Source organism: Streptomyces sp. NPDC093591 (genome assembly GCF_044764885.1).
GTDB lineage: Bacteria > Actinomycetota > Actinomycetes > Streptomycetales > Streptomycetaceae > Streptomyces.
Genome location: NZ_JBIWIY010000003.1, coordinates 330,979 through 347,793, shown reverse-complemented (window position 1 = coordinate 347,793; position 16,815 = coordinate 330,979). Strand labels below are relative to the sequence as shown.

The following is a 16,815-nucleotide window of genomic DNA, read 5'->3' as shown; positions in this document are numbered from 1 at the left end:
TTCAGAGATGGCGGCGTCGGGTCGAGACGTGCCGTTCGTACAGCTCACGTGCCTTGACCGCGGACGCTCGCGTCGCGGTCTCGGCCACAGGAACATCCCACCAGGCCTGCGCGGGCGGCGGGCCCGACACAGTGTCTGCCGTTTCGGTCTCGACGTAGACACATGTGGGAGTGTCGGCCGCGCGGGCCTCGGCGAGCGCCTCGCGCAGGTCCCGTACGGTCTTCGCACGCAGCACCCGCATGCCCAGGCTCGCGGCGTTGGCGGCCAGGTCGACGGGGAGCGGGGCGCCGGTGAACGTGCCGTCGTCGGCGCGGTAGCGGTACGCCGTGCCGAAGCGCTCGGCGCCGGTCTCCTCCGACAGTCCGCCGATCGACGCGTACCCGTGGTTCTGCACGAGCAACACCTTGATCGCGATCCCCTCCTGCACGGCCGTCACGATCTCCGTCGGCATCATCAGATAGGTGCCGTCACCGACCAGCGCCCACACGGGCCGGTCCGGTGCGGCCATCTTCACGCCGATGGCGGCCGGGATCTCGTAGCCCATGCAGGAGTAGCCGTACTCCAGGTGGTACTGGTCGCGCGAGCGCGCCCGCCACAGCTTGTGCAGGTCGCCGGGGAGGGAGCCGGCCGCGTTGATGATCACGTCCGACTCGTCGACGATCGCGTCCAGCGCGCCCAGGACCTGCGGCTGCGTCGGCCGTACGTCCGGCTCGTCGGCCTCGTAGCAGGCGTCGACGCGGTGCTCCCAGCGGTCCTTGTCCTCGGTGTACTCGGTGACGTAGGAATCGGCGACCCGGTGCTCGTGGACCTCCAGGGCCTGGGTCAGCTCCTCCAGACCCGAACGGGCGTCCGCGATCAGCGGCATCCCGGAGAGCTTGTGGCCGTCGAAGGGCGCGATGTTGAGGTTGAGGAAGCGCACGCCCTCGTCGGCGAAGAGGGTGCCGGAGGCGGTGGTGAAGTCGGTGTAGCGGGTGCCGACGCCGATCACCAGGTCGGCGGTGCGGGCGAGTTCGTCGGCGGTGGCGGTGCCGGTGTGGCCGACGCCGCCGACGTCCTGGGGGTGGTCGAAGCGCAGGGAGCCCTTGCCGGCCTGGGTGGAGGCGACCGGGATACGGGTGGTCTCCGCGAACTCGGCGAGCGCCTCCTCGGCGCGGCTGTGGTGGACGCCGCCGCCCGCGACGACCAGGGGCCTGCGGGCCGACCTGATCGCCCGGACGGCCTCGGCGAGCTCGGTCGGGTCGGCGCCCGGGCGTCGTACGACCCAGGTGCGCTCGGCGAAGAGGTCGTCGGGCCAGTCGTACGCCTCGGCCTGCACGTCCTGCGGGAGCGCCAGCGTCACGGCGCCGGTCTCGACGGGGTCCGTCAGTACCCGCATGGCGTTCAGGGCGGAGGGGATCAGAGCTTCCGGGCGGGTGATCCGGTCGAAGTACTTGGACACCGGGCGCAGACAGTCGTTGACCGACACATCGCCCGCGTACGCCACTTCGAGCTGCTGCAGGACCGGGTCGGCGGGGCGGGTGGCGAAGATGTCGCCGGGGAGGAGCAGGACCGGAAGGTGGTTGACGGTCGCGAGGGCGGCGCCGGTGACGAGGTTGGTCGCGCCCGGGCCGATGGAGGTCGTCACCGCGTGGGTGGAGAGGCGGCCCGACTGGCGGGCGTAACCGACGGCGGCGTGCACCATGGCCTGTTCGTTGCGGCCCTGGTGGTACGGCATCTCGTCGCCGTACTCGATCAGCGCCTGGCCGATCCCGGCCACGTTGCCGTGGCCGAAGATGCCCCAGGTGGCGCCGATCAGCCGCTGTCGTACGCCGTCGCGCTCGGTGTACTGGGCGGACAGGAAGCGGACGAGCGCCTGTGCGACCGTGAGCCTCGTCGTTGAGGTCATCGGGAACCCTCCGTGTGGTCCGGGCGGAAGCAGATCCGCCACTCCCGTACGGCTGCGCCACCCGGTGCGACTCGACGGCCCGCGCCGGGCTCGGTGTCGGGGACCTCCGGCGCGGGGCCGTAGCGGGCGGGGAGTCTTCGCTCGCACTTCGCTCCTGCCAAAGCAAAGCGGCGACCCGCGCCGGAGGCGATCTGGGGGCGGAACGTACGGCTCGTGGTCATGGTGACCTCACAGCAGTCCTACGGCAGTGTCCACCGCGGCGGCAACGTCCCCGTCCGCCGGGTAGAGCAGTGAGCGGCCGACCACCAGGCCCCGCACGGTGGGCAGTTGGAGGGCGCCCCGCCACTTCTCGTATGCCCCGTCCTGGTCGTCGCCGACCTCTCCGCCGAGGAGTACGGCGGGCAGCGTGGAGGTCGCCATGACCTCGGCCATGTCGTCGGGGTTGTCGGTGACCGGCACCTTCAGCCAGGTGTAGGCGGAGGTGCCGCCCAGGCCGGAGGAGATGGCGATGGACTTGGTGACGGCCTCGGCGGACAGGTCGTTGACGACCTTGCCCTCGGCGGTGCGGCGGCTGATGAACGGCTCGACGAAGACCGGGAGCCGGCGTGCGGCCATCTCGTCGACGGCGCGGGCGGTGGACTCCATGGTGGTGAGGGAGCCCGGGTCGTCGTAGTCGATCCGCAGGAGCAGCTTGCCGGCGTCGAAGCCGAGGCGCTGGATGTCCTCGGGGCGGTGGCCCGTGAAGCGGTCGTCGAGTTCGAAGGTCGCGCCCTGGAGGCCACCGCGGTTCATGGAGCCCATGACGACCTTGCCGTCGAGGGCGCCGAGCAGCAGCAGGTCGTCGAGGATGTCGGCGGTGGCGAGGACGCCGTCGACGCCGGGTCGGGAGAGGGCCAGGCAGAGGCGTTCGAGCAGGTCGGCGCGGTTGGCCATGGCGAGCCCCCGGTCGCCGACGCCGAGGGCGCCGCGGGCCGGGTGGTCGGCGGCGACGATCATCAGCCGGCCGGAGTCGCCGAGGAGGGGCCGCCGGGTGCGGCGGGCGGCGGCCTCCGCGATCGCCTCGGGGTGCTGGGTGCGCGTGCGGACGAGTTCCGCGATGTCGACGGTCACTTGACGGCCCCCGCGGCGATCGCGGCCTCGATCTCGTCCGGCGTCGGCATCGCGGAGGAGCACTCCAGGCGGGAGGCGACGATGGCGCCGGCGGCGTTGGCGTGCCGCATGGTCTTCTCCAGGTCCCAGCCCTCCAGCAGGCCGTGGCAGAGCGAGCCGCCGAAGGCGTCGCCGGCGCCGAGGCCGTTGAGGACGTTCACGGGCAGCGGCGGGACCTCGGCCTGGTCGCCCTTGCTGTTGACGGCGAGGACGCCCTTGGGGCCCTGCTTGACGACGGCGATCTCGACACCGGCGTCGAGGAGCGCGCGGGCGGCGGCATGGGGCTCGCGCACACCGGTGGCGACCTCCACCTCGTCGAGGTTGCCGACGGCGACGGTGGTGTGCTTGAGGGCCTCGGCGTAGAAGGGGCGGGCCGCGTCCGGGTCGCTCCAGAACATGGGGCGCCAGTCGAGGTCGAAGACGGTGATGCCCGCCTTCGCCCGGTGGGCGAGGGCCGCCAGCGTCGCCGTACGGCTGGGCTCCTCGCTCAGGCCGGTGCCGGTGATCCAGAAGATACGGGCGTCGCGGATGGCGTCGAGGTCGAGCTCGTGGGCGTCGATCTCCAGGTCCGGGGCCTTGGGCCGCCGGTAGAAGTACAGCGGGAAGTCGTCCGGCGGGAAGACCTCGCAGAAGGTGACCGGGGTGGGCAGGCCCGGGACCGCGGTGACCCAGCGGTCGTCGACGCCGAAGCCCTGGAGGGCCTCGTGCAGATAGGTGCCGAAGGGGTCGTCGCCGGTGCGGGTGATCACCGCGGTACGGCGTCCCAGGCGGGCCGCGGCGACCGCGACGTTCGTCGCCGAGCCGCCGAGGAACTTGCCGAAGGACGTGACCTGCGGCAGCGGGACGCCGGTCTGCAGCGGGTAGAGGTCCACTCCGATCCGCCCCATGGTGATCAGGTCGTAGGCCATCGCGTTCCCTTCGTATCGGCTCTCCCGGCTTTGTAGTCCGCCGGACGCGACCCTGTCAATGTTTTGTCCAGACATTCGGACCAGACGTTGACAGCGCTTACCATGCAGCCGGACCCGGTCACGTCCGCGCCGCGGCCGGGACGGCGTCCGTCAAAGCGCCGCGCCCTCGCGCCCGCATGCGCCTTTGCGGCATCTGTGTCACAAACTCACCTTTCCTGTCACGCATGTCGCAAGTACGCGGGTCTTGCGTCACACCCGGTGCACAGGCCCTTGCTCCTGCTCACGACGCCTCGTTCACGGGACACAGGCTTTGTGATCGCCAGCGCAGCGCCCGGTACCCCCGACGACCGCTCCTGGTCGCCGCCGCGGCGCGCGCAGGGAGGTGCAATCGATGACCGACCGAAGGCTCTGGTCCTACAAGGAGATCGCGGCGCACATCAAGGTGCAGCCGGACACCGTGCGGTCGTACCGCAAACACGGGCTGCTGCCGCCGCCGGACCATGTGGAGGGCGGCAAGCCCTTCTGGTACGCCGACACGGTCCGGGCCTGGGTGGCGTCCCGGCCGGGAAACCGAGGGCGGCGCAGATCGGACTGACCTCCCGGAAAAACCAGCTGTGCCCCACCGGTCGCGTGGGGCACAGTCGCCCGATGGACTTCTCCGTCAAACCCACGCTCACCGGTGACAGGACCGTCCTCCGACCGTTCACGGAGGCCGACGCCCAGGTCATGGGGGAGATCATCGAGGACCCCGAGGTCATACGCTTCACCGGCGATCCGTCCCATGAACTCACCCCGGAGCGACTGCGTTCCTGGTACGGCTCCCGGTCCGACCAGCCCGACCGCCTCGACCTCGCCGTCACCGACCGCGCCAACGGCGAACTCGTCGGCGAGGTCGTGCTGTACGAGTGGGATCCCCAGGCGCGCAGTTGCACGTTCCGCACGATCATCGGGCCCAAGGGGCGCGATCGAGGACTCGGCACCGAGGCCACCCGCCTCATCGTCGGCCACGGCTTCGATCAACTCGGGCTGCATCGCATCGAGTTGGAGGCGTATGGCCACAACCACCGCGCCCTGCGGGTCTACGAGAAGGTCGGTTTCGTGGTGGAAGGGGTTCGGCGGGAAGCCGAGTCGAGGGACGGCGAATGGGTCGACTCGGTGGTCATGGCCCTTCTCGACCGCGAGTGGGCGGCCCTGTCCCGGCGGTGAGAAAGCGTCAGCTCCACGGCTCGATCACCGTCACCCCCGCTCCCGGCGCCGTCCCGATCGCCGTCAGCGCCTGGGGCACCGCATCCAGCGGGATCGTCGACGTCACCAGCAGATCCGGCCGCAGCACACCCGCCCGCACCAGCTCCAGCATCGGCGGGTAGGTGTGCGCGGCCATGCCGTGGCTGCCCAGGAGTTCCAGTTCGAGGGCGATCGCGCGGGCCATGGGGACGGGGGTCGTGCCGGACGTCGAGGGCAGCAGGCCCACCTGGACGTGCCGGCCCCGGCGGCGCAGGGCGCTCACCGACGCGGCGCAGGTGGCGGGTGATCCGAGGGCGTCCAGGGAGAGGTGGGCGCCGCCGCCGGTCAGGTCCTGGATCGCCGCCGCCGTGTCCGGCGTGCCCGACGCGTCCAGGCACTCGGCCGCCCCGAACTTCCGGGCCAGCTCCAGGGCCTGCGGTGAGACGTCCACCGCCACGACCCTCGCACCCGAGGCCGCCGCGATCATCACCGCCGACAGGCCCACCCCGCCGCAGCCGTGCACCGCAACCCACTCCCCCGCCGCGACCCGGCCCTGCTGCACGACCGCCCGGAACGCGGTGGCGAACCGGCAGCCGAGCGAGGCGGCGGTCGCGAAGGACATCTCCTCGGGAATGGCGACCAGGTTGACGTCGGCGTGGTCCAGCGCCACGTACTGGGCGAAGGAGCCCCAGTGGGTGAAGCCGGGCTGGGTCTGGCGCTCGCACACCTGCTGATCGCCCGCCGCACACGCCCCGCAGCTGCCGCAGGCGCACACGAAGGGCACGGTGACCCGGTCGCCGCGGCTCCAGCGCGTCACCTGGTCGCCCACCGCCTCGACGACACCGGCGAGTTCATGGCCCGGCACATGCGGCAGCGTGATGTCCGGGTCGTGGCCCTGCCAGCCGTGCCAGTCGCTGCGGCACAGCCCCGTCGCCTCGACGCGCACGGTCACTCCGTGGGGGGCGAGGTGGGGGTCGGGCACCTCACGTACCTCGGCCTGTTCCCCGTACCGCTCGAACACCACAGCCCGCATCCCCGTCTCCTTTCGACCGCGCCCCTTGCACGGAGATCACCTCGCCCGCGCCCTTGCACGGAGATCATCGCGAAACGCTAGACGCTCCGCCCGGCCTGCGGTACGGCACGCGTGGCCGGCCGGGGTGAGCTGCCGGCGAGCTGCCGGCGGGTGTGCCCACGCGGCGGAGCCGCGAGTCAATACAGCCCCGCCCGCTGGCGCCCCGCCTTCCCGGGAGGTCAGCCGTGCGCGCTCACCTTGTCCCGCTCCCGTGCGGGCTCGGCCGCCGGGGTCGCCGCCGGCTCGCCCTCGCTGAGGCCGAAGCGGCTGTGGAACCGGCGGAGCGGTCCCGGGGCCCACCAGGTCGCCCGGCCCGTGAGGCGCATGACCGCCGGGACCAGGAGGCTGCGAACGATCATGGCGTCCATCAGCACCGCCAGGGCGATACCGAGGCCGAGCATCTTGGTGTTGGTCACCCGGGAGGTGCCTATCGCGACCATCACCACCGCGAGGATCACGGCGGCCGCGGTGATCAGCCCGCCCGTGCGCTGAAGGCCGTGCCGGACCGCCTGGTCGTGGTCGCCGGTCGCGTCGTACTCCTCCTTGATGCGGGACAGCAGGAACACGCCGTAGTCCATGGACAGGCCGAAGGCGACGCAGAACATCAGCACCGGGAGAGTCGTCTCGATCGAGCCGGGGCTGGTGAAGCCGAGCAGGCCGGAGAGATGGCCGTCCTGGAAGACCCAGACGACCGCGCCGAACATCGCCGTCAGACTCAGCGCGTTGAGCACCACCGCCTGGACCGGGATCAGCACACTGCCCGTCAGCAGGAACACCAGCAGCAGGGTCACGATCGCTATGAAGGCGGCCGCCAGGGGCAGGCGTTCGGCTATCGCGTCCTTGGAGTCGACCAGGACCGCCGCGGCGCCGGTCACCTTGGTGTCGAAGGGGGCCTGTGTGGCGCGCAGTTCATCCACCAGAGCCTGCGCCGGGTCGTCCACCGCCTCGCCCTTCGGCAGCACCGTGAAGTACGCCGAGTCGCCCTTCACCAGTGGTCCGTCGACCCTCAGCACCTCCGGGAGCCCGGCGATCCGCTCCTTGTACGCGGCGTACTGCGCCGGCGTGGCCCGGCCCTCGGCGAGCACCTCCAGGCCGCCGCCGGGACTGCCCGGGAAGCCGTCGCGGATGTGCTGCTGCACGACATGGGACTCGGCGCTCGAGGGCAGCTGGCGGTCGTCGGCGGTGCCGAACTTCACGCCCAGGAAGGGCAGTCCGAGCAGGACCAGGACGGCGGTGGTGCCCAGGGCGAAGAAGGGGGCGCGGCGCATCACGAGGCTCGCGGTGCGGGTCCAGGCCCTGCCCTCCGTCGTACCGGAGGCCGCAACGGGCACCTGGTCGGACGGCTTCGGCCGTCCGCGCCGGAACAGGCGGCGCAGGTCCAGGGAGTTGACCCGGTGGCCGAGCAGGACCAGCGCCGCCGGAAGCAGGATCAGCGCGGCAGCCGCGGCCAGCAGCACCACCGCGATCCCGGCGTAGGCGAAGGACCGCAGGAAGTACTGCGGGAAGAGCAGCATCGCCGCGAGGGACACCGCGACCGTGAGGGCCGAGAACAGGACCGTACGGCCGGCCGTGCGCAGGGTCGTGCCGACCGCCGCCAAGGGCTCGGCCCCGGTGGCGAGTTCCTCGCGGAAGCGGCGCACGATGAACAGGGCGTAGTCGACGGCGAGGCCGAGACCCAGGGCCGTGGTGAGGTTCATCGCGAAGACGGACACGTCGGTGAACTCGGTCAGGCCGCGCAGCACCGCGTTCGTGCCGAGGATCGCGACTATGCCGATGCCGAGCGGCAGCATGGCCGCGACCGCGCTGCCGAAGACCATCACCAGTAGCACCAGGGTGACCGGCAGGGCGATCACCTCGGCGCGGACCAGGTCCTCCTGGATGATCGTCTGCATCTCGTGCCGCACGGCGACCGGGCCGCCGACGCTGACCTCCACCGGGCCGTGCGCGCCCCGGAACTCGGGCGCGATGCGGTCCAGGGTCTCCCCCGCCTCCTTCTCCTCGCCGGTGATGCGGGCGGCGATCAGCGCCTCATGGCCGTCCTCGGCACGCAGGGCGGGGGCCGTCGAGGAGTCCGCCTGCCAGTAGGAGCCGACCCCCGTGACGCCCTTCTCTCCGGCCAGCCGCGCCACGAGCCGCCGGGCCTCGGCGGCGACCGCGGGATCGTCCACGGAGGCGCTGCCCGCGTCCACCAGGAGCAGGAGGTTGGGCTGGGAGGCGGGAAACTCCCGCTCCAGAGCCTTGGTCGCGTAGGTCGACTCGGCCTGCGGGTCCTCCCAGCCGCCGCTGCCCAGGCGGTCGGCGACCCCGCTGCCGGCCAGCACGGCGAGCGCGGTGATCACCAGGGCCACGAGCAGCGACAACCGGGGGCGGGCCGTCACGAAGCGGGTCCAGCCTCCGACTCGGGGCGGCCTGTTGACTTCGGTCATGGTGCGGTGTCCCCTTCAGCCTGATCCATGCTGTGCGCGGTCGGGCAGCATGGAGCCGTCACTGCCATAGACTGACAAACACGAGCTGTCGCTCGCGTTTCTCCAGAATGCGAGCGAGCGCTCGTGTTTGTCAATCGCGTTCGGAGAACTGGGGATAACGCGTGCCCGCCAACCGGGAGAAGGACAGCCAGGACCAGCAGGAGAAGGACCAGCCGCGCCGTCGACAGGCCCGCGGCGAGCGCCGTATCGCCCAGCTGCTCGAGGCCGCGGCCGCCGTCTTCACCGCCACCGGCTACACGGCCGCCAGCACCAACGCCATCGCCCGCGAGGCGGGCGTCTCGCCGGGCACGCTGTACCAGTTCTTCCCGAACAAGGAGGCGATCGCCATCGAGCTGGGCGACCGGCTCATGCACGAGATGCGCGAGACGTACGGCGAGGCGCTCGCCCCGGTCGATCCCGCGACCCCCCTGGAGGAGGCCGTAGGCGCGGCCGTGGACCGGTTCATCGCCTTCAACTGCGAGCACCCGGTGTTCTTCGCGCTGATGCACGGCCCGGACATCCCAGGCCGCATCGCCGCGGAGCACGACGCCCTGCACGCGGCCCTGCTGTCCCGGATCGAGGGCCTGCTCGCCTCACTCCTGCCCGACGTCACCCCGGCCGACCTCTCCCGGACCACCCATATGTGCCTGGGTCTGTACAAGGCGGGCCTGGAGCTGGTCCTCGCCCATGAGGGCGCCGAGCGCGAGGCCTACGTCCAGGAGTTGAAGAACGCCCTGTTCCGTTACCTCGACCCACTGGTGGGCACCCGGCTCGGACGCGGCGACACGACGTGAACCACACCATGACGCCCGCCTGACACAAGGTGCGCATCTGGTACAAGCTGCGCATGAATCAGCTCCCGGGCTCGGCGAAAGCCGCCGTGATCCACTCTCCACCGCACGACCCGGGCCCGCATCCCGGGGCCGCGAGGCCGGAGGCAGGCCGACGTTCACCCCCTGTCCGGGCAGGCACCCAGCCCTCTTGGAGAAATACCCCGTAGGGGTATAGCGTGGAATGGAGGGACCCCGTGGGTCCCCCCAGCCCCACACGGCTCGACGAGGAGAACGACATGACCGCCCAGACCGACGCCACCCCGGGTTCCGTCACCGCCGTCTACAAGGTCAGCGGCATGAGCTGCGGGCACTGCGAGGGTGCCGTCTCCGGCGAGATCTCCGAGCTCCCCGGTGTCAGCTCGGTGAAGGCCGTCGCGGCGACCGGTGAGGTCACCGTCGTCTCCGCGGCCCCGCTGGACGAGGAAGCTGTACGCGCGGCTGTCGACGAGGCCGGCTTCGAACTGGTCGCCAAGGTCTGAGCCTGGCCATGACCCGCACCACCGAAGAACCGCCGATAGCCGATACGGCCGACACGACCGGCACCTCCCAAGTGGAGCTGCTCATCGGCGGGATGACCTGCGCCTCCTGCGCGGCCCGCGTCGAGAAGAAGCTGAACCGCATGGACGGCGTGACCGCCACGGTGAACTACGCGACGGAGAAGGCGAAGGTCAGCTACCCGGCGGGCATCCAGGTCGCCGACCTGATCGCCACCGTGGTGAGGACGGGCTACACGGCCGCGGAGCCGGCGCCGCCGCAACCCGCGCCGCAGGCGTCGCCGGAAGGCGCCGAACTGCCGGAAGACCCCGAACTGGCGGGCTACCGCCGGCGCCTCACGGTCTCCGCCCTGCTCGCCGTCCCCGTCATCGTGCTGTCGATGATCCCGACCCTGCAGTTCGACAACTGGCAGTGGCTCGCGCTCACCCTGGCCTCACCGGTCGTCGTCTGGGGCGGACTGCCCTTCCACCGGGCCGCGTTCACGAACGCCCGGCACGGTGCGGCGACCATGGACACGCTGATCTCGATGGGCACACTGGCCGCCTACACGTGGTCCCTGTGGGCGCTGTTCTTCGGTGACGCGGGCATGAGCGGCATGCGCGACGACTTCGAGTTCACGGTCGCGCGCGTGGACGGCGCCTCGCAGATCTACCTCGAAGTGGCGTCCGGCGTCGTCACCTTCATCCTCCTCGGCCGCTATCTGGAGGCCCGCGCCAAGCGCCGCGCGGGGGCCGCGCTGCGGGCGCTGATGGAGCTGGGCGCGAAGGACGTGGCCGTGCTGCGGGACGGCCGCGAGATCCGCGTCCCCGTGGACCGGCTCGCCGTCGGCGACCGGTTCGTCGTACGGCCCGGCGAGAAGATCGCCACCGACGGCACCGTCGTAGAGGGCACCTCCGCGGTGGACGCCTCCATGCTGACCGGGGAGTCGGTGCCGGTGGACGTGACGGTCGGGGACGCGGTGACCGGTGCGACCGTCAACGCCGGGGGCCGACTGGTCGTCGAGGCGACCCGGATCGGCGCCGACACCCGGCTCGCGCGGATGGCGAAGCTCGTGGAGGACGCGCAGAACGGCAAGGCCGAGGTGCAGCGGCTCGCCGACCGGATCTCCGCGGTGTTCGTGCCGACGGTCATCGTCCTCGCGGTCGCCACCTTCGGGGCGTGGCTGGGCGCCACCGGCGACACGGTCGCCGCGTTCACCGCCGCCGTCGCGGTCCTGATCATCGCCTGCCCGTGCGCACTGGGCCTGGCCACTCCCACGGCCCTCATGGTCGGCACGGGACGTGGGGCGCAGCTCGGCATCCTGATCAAGGGTCCCGAGGTACTGGAGTCCACGCGCCGGGTCGACACCGTCGTCCTGGACAAGACCGGCACGGTCACCACCGGCCGCATGACCCTCCAGAAGGTGTACGCCGCCGACGGCGAGGACGAGGACCACGTGCTGCGCCTCGCGGGCGCCGTCGAGCACGCCTCCGAGCATCCCGTCGCCCGGGCGGTGGCCACGGGCGCGGAGGAGCGGTTCGGGCGGCTGCCGGAGGTCACGGGTTTCGAGAACGTACCCGGGCGCGGCGTACGCGCACGCGTGGAGGGCCGTGACGTGGCCGTGGGGCGCCTTTTCGACGCGGTGCCCACCGGGGTCGCCCGCGCCAAGGAAGAGGCCGAGAGGGACGGTCGTACGGCCGTCGTGGTCGGGTGGGACGGAGCGGCCCGCGGTGTCGTCACCGTCGCGGACGCGGTGAAGGAGACCAGCGCCGAGGCGGTGCGCGAGCTGCGTGCGCTGGGACTGGCTCCGGTGCTGCTGACCGGGGACAACCGGGCGGTCGCCGAAGCGGTGGCGGAGGCGGTCGGTATCGATCAGGTGATCGCGGAGGTCCTGCCCGAGGACAAGGTCGAAGCGGTACGGCGACTGCGGCGCGAGGGCCGGTGCGTCGCCATGGTCGGCGACGGCGTCAACGACGCGGCCGCGCTCGCCACCGCCGATCTGGGTCTCGCCCTGGGCACCGGGACTGACGCGGCGATCGAGGCGGGCGATCTGACGCTCGTGCGCGGAGATCTGCGGGTGGCGGCGGACGCGATCCGGCTGTCCCGGAAGACGCTGGCCACGATCAAGGGCAACCTCGTGTGGGCCTTCGGGTACAACGTCGCCGCGTTGCCGCTGGCCGCGGCGGGGCTGCTGAACCCGATGATCGCGGGGGCCGCGATGGCCTTCTCCTCGGTGTTCGTGGTGACGAACAGCTTGCGACTGCGGACGTTCCGGTGAATTCGTAGTAAGAACCCCACTGGGTCCCTCTGGAGTCCGACGCCCAGCTCACATAAGCTCTTCACAAGGCTCACGCATCATCCTTACGCTTGGGCCCCGATCGCCATATCGGGGCTCTTGCGCATCTAACGGACATATGCAAGAGACGCAGATCACAGTGATGTGAACGTAACCATCGAAGGGGTTCGAAGGTCTAAGTTGACGATGTCAGGCAGCGTCTTGGGGGGCGCTTACTGGCATCTGAGGATGTCTTGGGGGACTTCCTCAGAGTTGCGTTGCCGGGGCACGCACTTCGGGAAGCTTTGAGCGGCCCTCCCGAGTGTGCGCTGTCCCGGCAGACCGCACACCCATGAGTACGACGAGTTTTGCTCGTTCTGCTCAACGGCAGTACCGAAAGACAGCGATTCAGGCGCTGGTCTCTCAGACGCCCGGCCGGATCCCGTGGGGGGAATCCGCACCGGGACATGGGAAGGCGCCCTGGACGTCGGCCCGTGGGGGGACCGCCGCCAGGGCGCCTTCTGTTTTTCGCCTACGGAGCTGCAGCGCCTTCTTGGCTACGGATGCGCAGCACCCCAAAGGGGCCGCAGGGCCCTGAAGGGGCGCGGGGCTGTGTCGATATGCGGCTCCGCCGCGTGGGCGCGACCAGCCACAACCAACCCTCAGCCGATCCGACGCCCCCTCCGCGCCCCAAGCGGAGCGCTACCGCTGCTCTACGGGAACGAAGTCGCGCTCCACCACACCCGTGTAGATCTGGCGCGGGCGGCCGATGCGGGAGCCCGGCTCCTTGATCATCTCGTGCCACTGGGCGATCCAGCCCGGGAGGCGGCCGAGGGCGAACAGGACCGTGAACATCTCGGTCGGGAAGCCCATGGCCCGGTAGATCAGGCCGGTGTAGAAGTCGACGTTCGGGTAGAGGCTGCGCGAGACGAAGTAGTCGTCGGAGAGCGCGTGCTCCTCCAGCTTCAAGGCGATGTCCAGCAGCTCGTCGGACTTGCCGAGGGCCGACAGGACGTCGTGCGCGGCGGCCTTGATGATCTTGGCGCGCGGGTCGAAGTTCTTGTAGACCCGGTGGCCGAAGCCCATCAGGCGGACGCCGTCCTCCTTGTTCTTCACCTTGCGGATGAAGGAGTCGACGTCGCCGCCCGCGTCGCGGATGCCCTCGAGCATCTCCAGCACGGACTGGTTGGCGCCACCGTGCAGCGGGCCCCACAGCGCGTTGATGCCGGCCGAGATCGACGCGAACATGTTGGCCTGGGACGAGCCGACCAGGCGGACCGTGGACGTCGAACAGTTCTGCTCGTGGTCCGCGTGCAGGATCAGCAGCTTGTCCAGGGCCGAGACGACGATCGGGTCGAGGTCGTACTCCTGCGCCGGCACCGAGAAGGTCATGCGCAGGAAGTTCTCGACGTAACCGAGGTCGTTGCGCGGGTAGACGAACGGGTGGCCGATCGACTTCTTGTACGCGTACGCCGCGATCGTCGGAAGCTTGGCGAGCAGCCGGATCGTCGAGAGGTTGCGCTGCCTCTCGTCGAACGGGTTGTGGCTGTCCTGGTAGAACGTGGACAGCGCGGAGACGACCGACGACAGCATGGCCATCGGGTGGGCGTCGCGCGGGAAGCCCTTGTAGAAGTTCTTGACGTCCTCGTGCAGCAGGGTGTGCTGCGTGATGTCGTTCTTGAAGGTCGAGAGCTCGTCGACGGTGGGCAGCTCACCGTTGATCAGCAGGTAGGCCACCTCCAGGAAGGTGGAGCGCTCGGCCAGCTGCTCGATCGGGTAGCCGCGGTAGCGGAGGATGCCCGCCTCGCCGTCGAGGTAGGTGACGGCGGATTTATAGGCGGCGGTGTTGCCGTAGCCGCTGTCCAGCGTCACCAGACCGGTCTGGGCGCGGAGCTTGCCGATGTCGAAGCCCTTGTCGCCGACGGTGCTGTCAATCACCGGGTAGGTGTACTCGCCGTCGCCGTACCGCAGTACTACAGAGTTGTCGCTCACGTCTTCCCTCACCGACGTTGTGCCTCATCTTCGAGGTTGCCCTGACTGTCTCTACCCTCCCCCATTCGGCTCAGGAGAGTGCACTCGGGGTCGACCATTGGGCCTATTGGCGGCACTGAGTGCCGCCAACTTGTCATCCTGCCCCCTGTTTTCCCCATCCGGAAGTGCTCTGTGACCTTCACGACTCATTTGATCGATCATTTTTTTCGGTGCCTCACGAATCGCCAGGTCAGAGGGGGGTCCGGCGACAGGACGCGAGCAGGGTTCAGGAGGAGCCCGCGAGGCGGAAGTCGAGCGCCGTGCAGCGCCGCCCCGCCGACACGGTGCGCACCGCCTGGCCGATCGCCTTGCGTGAACCCACGAGAACGACCAGTCGTTTGGCGCGGGTCACCGCCGTGTACAGCAGGTTCCGCTGGAGCATCATCCATGCTCCGGTGGTGACGGGGATCACCACGGCGGGATATTCACTTCCCTGTGAACGGTGGATCGTCACCGCGTACGCGTGCGCCAGTTCGTCCAGTTCATCGAATTCGTACGGCACCTCCTCGTCCTCGTCCGTCAGCACCGTCAGGCGCTGGTCGACCGGGTCGAGCGAGGTGACCACGCCCACGGTGCCGTTGAAGACGCCGTTCTTCCCCTTCTCGTAATTGTTGCGAATCTGGGTGACCTTGTCGCCGACGCGGAAGACCCGCCCGCCGAACCGCTTCTCCGGCAGATCGGGGCGCCCCGGTGTGACGGCCTGCTGGAGCAGGCCGTTCAGGGTGCCCGCGCCGGCGGGCCCGCGGTGCATGGGGGCCAGGACCTGAACATCCCGGCGCGGGTCGAGGCCGAACTTGGCCGGAATGCGACGGGCCGCCACGTCCACGGTGAGCCGTCCGGCCGCCTCCGTGTCGTCCTCGACGAAGAGGAAGAAGTCCTTCATGCCGTCGGTGACCGGGTGCTGCCCGGCGTTGATCCGGTGCGCGTTGGTCACCACGCCGGACTGCTGGGCCTGGCGGAAGACCCGGGTCAGCCGCACGGCGGGGATCGGGCTGCCGTCCGCCAGGAGGTCCCTCAGCACCTCCCCCGCGCCGACGCTCGGCAACTGGTCCACGTCCCCGACGAAGAGCAGATGGGCACCGGGCGGTACGGCCTTGACCAGCTTGTTGGCGAGCAGCAGGTCCAGCATGGACGCCTCGTCGACCACCACCAGGTCGGCCTGGAGCGGGCGGTCCTTGTCGTACGCCGCGTCACCGCCCGGCTTGAGCTCCAGGAGGCGGTGGACGGTGGAGGCCTCGGCGCCGGTGAGCTCGGCGAGGCGCTTGGCGGCGCGGCCGGTGGGGGCGGCCAGCACGACCCTGGCCTTCTTGGCGCGGGCCAGCTCCACGATCGAGCGGACCGTGAACGACTTTCCGCAGCCGGGGCCTCCGGTGAGGACGGCGACCTTCTGCGTCAGCGCCAGTTTGACGGCGGCCTCCTGCTCCGGGGCGAGCTCGACGCCCGTACGGCCCTTCAGCCAGCCCAGCGCCTTGTCCCAGGCCACGTCACGGAAGCCCGGCATCCGGTCCTCGTCGGTGCGCAGCAGGCGCAACAGCTGGGCGGAGAGGGAGAGTTCGGCCCGGTGGAAGGGGACGAGGTAGACGGCGGTGACGGGATCGCCCGAGCCGCCGTCGGGGCCGGGGACCTTCTCCCGTACGACACCGGGGTCGCCGCCCTCCTCCGGGACCTGGGCCAGCTCCGCCAGGCACTCGATGACGAGCCCGGTGTCGACCTGGAGCAGCTTCACCGCGTCCGCGATCAGCCGCTCCTCGGGGAGATAGCAGTTGCCCTGGTCGGTGGCCTGCGACAGGGCGTACTGCAGGCCCGCCTTGACCCGCTCCGGGCTGTCGTGCGGGATGCCGACGGACTGGGCGATCTTGTCGGCGGTGAGGAAGCCGATGCCCCAGACGTCGGCCGCCAGCCGGTACGGCTGGTTCTTCACGACGGAGATCGAGGCGTCGCCGTACTTCTTGTAGATGCGCACGGCGATGGAGGTGGACACCTCGACGGTCTGGAGGAAGAGCATGACCTCCTTGATCGCTTTCTGCTCCTCCCAGGCGTCGGCGATCTTCTTGGTGCGCTTGGGGCCGAGGCCGGGGACCTCGATCAGGCGCTTCGGCTCCTCCTCGATGATCTTCAGGGTGTCCAGACCGAAGTGCTGGGTGATGCGGTCGGCGAAGACCGGGCCGATGCCCTTGACCAGCCCGGAGCCGAGGTAGCGGCGGATGCCCTGGACGGTGGCCGGCAGGAGCGTCGTGTAGTTCTCGACGGTGAACTGCTTGCCGTACTGCGGGTGGGAGCCCCAACGCCCCTCCATCCGCAGCGACTCGCCGACCTGGGCGCCGAGCAGCGCGCCGACGACCGTGAGGAGGTCGCCGCCGCCGCGCCCGGTGTCGACGCGGGCGACCGTGTAGCCGTTCTCCTCGTTGGCGTACGTGATCCGCTCCAGGACGCCTTCGAGTACGGCAAGGCGCCGTTCGCCCGTGGAAGCCCCCGCCTGATCGGTCATGATCCGACGGT

12 protein-coding genes and 1 pseudogene are annotated in these 16,815 nt (G+C 70.5%); 5 read left to right on the top strand and 8 right to left on the bottom strand.

The features are described from left to right. Nucleotide 1: 1 nt before the first annotated feature. The 4 genes and pseudogenes from iolD to iolC all read right to left on the bottom strand — a co-directional run bounded on the left by iolD (nt 2) and on the right by iolC (nt 3,942). Nucleotides 2-1,885 carry a 3D-(3,5/4)-trihydroxycyclohexane-1,2-dione acylhydrolase (decyclizing) gene (gene iolD / locus ACIREI_RS08210; protein ID WP_403328812.1) on the bottom strand — a complete coding sequence of 628 codons (1,884 nt, stop codon included), beginning with the start codon at nt 1,883-1,885 and terminating at the stop codon, nt 2-4. 77 nt (nt 1,886-1,962) lie between these two features. Further along, nucleotides 1,963-2,094 (bottom strand): annotated as a pseudogene (locus ACIREI_RS08205) (5-deoxy-glucuronate isomerase); the annotation flags it as partial. 19 nt (nt 2,095-2,113) lie between these two features. Beyond that, nucleotides 2,114-2,995, bottom strand: coding sequence for a deoxyribose-phosphate aldolase (locus ACIREI_RS08200; RefSeq protein ID WP_403328810.1), 882 nt, complete (start codon nt 2,993-2,995; stop codon nt 2,114-2,116). Then, on the bottom strand, nt 2,992-3,942 hold the full coding sequence (gene iolC / locus ACIREI_RS08195; RefSeq protein WP_403328808.1) for a 5-dehydro-2-deoxygluconokinase: 951 nt from the start codon (nt 3,940-3,942) through the stop codon (nt 2,992-2,994). Before iolC ends, ACIREI_RS08200 begins: the two co-directional genes overlap by 4 nt. Before the next feature lie 391 nt (nt 3,943-4,333). On the opposite strand from iolC, the gene ACIREI_RS08190 reads away from it, so the two are divergent. Further along, nucleotides 4,334-4,537 (top strand): helix-turn-helix transcriptional regulator, encoded by a 204-nt coding sequence (locus ACIREI_RS08190; protein ID WP_403328805.1) that lies wholly within the window; start codon nt 4,334-4,336, stop codon nt 4,535-4,537. Between the two features lie 53 nt (nt 4,538-4,590). Further along, a complete protein-coding gene (locus ACIREI_RS08185; protein WP_403328802.1) occupies nt 4,591-5,148 on the top strand; it encodes a GNAT family N-acetyltransferase in 558 nt (185 codons plus the stop codon). Nucleotides 5,149-5,155: 7 nt separating this feature from the next. Here the strand turns inward: ACIREI_RS08185 and ACIREI_RS08180 are convergent, their stop codons facing one another. Continuing rightward, nucleotides 5,156-6,199: a zinc-dependent alcohol dehydrogenase family protein gene (locus ACIREI_RS08180; RefSeq protein WP_403328799.1), complete on the bottom strand. Its 1,044-nt coding sequence runs from the start codon at nt 6,197-6,199 to the stop codon at nt 5,156-5,158. A gap of 218 nt (nt 6,200-6,417) precedes the next feature. Beyond that, nucleotides 6,418-8,664, bottom strand: a complete 2,247-nt coding sequence (locus ACIREI_RS08175) for an MMPL family transporter (protein ID WP_403328796.1) — start codon at nt 8,662-8,664, stop codon at nt 6,418-6,420. Nucleotides 8,665-8,825: 161 nt separating this feature from the next. Here ACIREI_RS08175 and ACIREI_RS08170 point away from each other — a divergent pair, with 161 nt between their 5' ends. The 3 genes from ACIREI_RS08170 to ACIREI_RS08160 all read left to right on the top strand — a co-directional run bounded on the left by ACIREI_RS08170 (nt 8,826) and on the right by ACIREI_RS08160 (nt 12,288). Continuing rightward, nucleotides 8,826-9,497 carry a TetR family transcriptional regulator gene (locus tag ACIREI_RS08170; RefSeq protein ID WP_403328793.1) on the top strand — a complete coding sequence of 224 codons (672 nt, stop codon included), beginning with the start codon at nt 8,826-8,828 and terminating at the stop codon, nt 9,495-9,497. Nucleotides 9,498-9,772: 275 nt separating this feature from the next. Next, entirely contained in the window at nt 9,773-10,015 is a 243-nt protein-coding gene (locus ACIREI_RS08165) for a heavy-metal-associated domain-containing protein (protein WP_403328790.1), read from the top strand. 8 nt (nt 10,016-10,023) lie between these two features. After that, a complete protein-coding gene (locus tag ACIREI_RS08160) occupies nt 10,024-12,288 on the top strand; it encodes a heavy metal translocating P-type ATPase (RefSeq protein ID WP_403328787.1) in 2,265 nt (754 codons plus the stop codon). Between the two features lie 699 nt (nt 12,289-12,987). On the opposite strand, the gene ACIREI_RS08155 is transcribed toward ACIREI_RS08160, so the two are convergent. Then, nucleotides 12,988-14,277, bottom strand: coding sequence for a citrate synthase (locus ACIREI_RS08155; protein WP_403328784.1), 1,290 nt, complete (start codon nt 14,275-14,277; stop codon nt 12,988-12,990). Between the two features lie 265 nt (nt 14,278-14,542). Further along, nucleotides 14,543-16,804 (bottom strand): ATP-dependent RecD-like DNA helicase, encoded by a 2,262-nt coding sequence (locus tag ACIREI_RS08150; RefSeq protein WP_403328781.1) that lies wholly within the window; start codon nt 16,802-16,804, stop codon nt 14,543-14,545. Nucleotides 16,805-16,815: the final 11 nt, after the last annotated feature.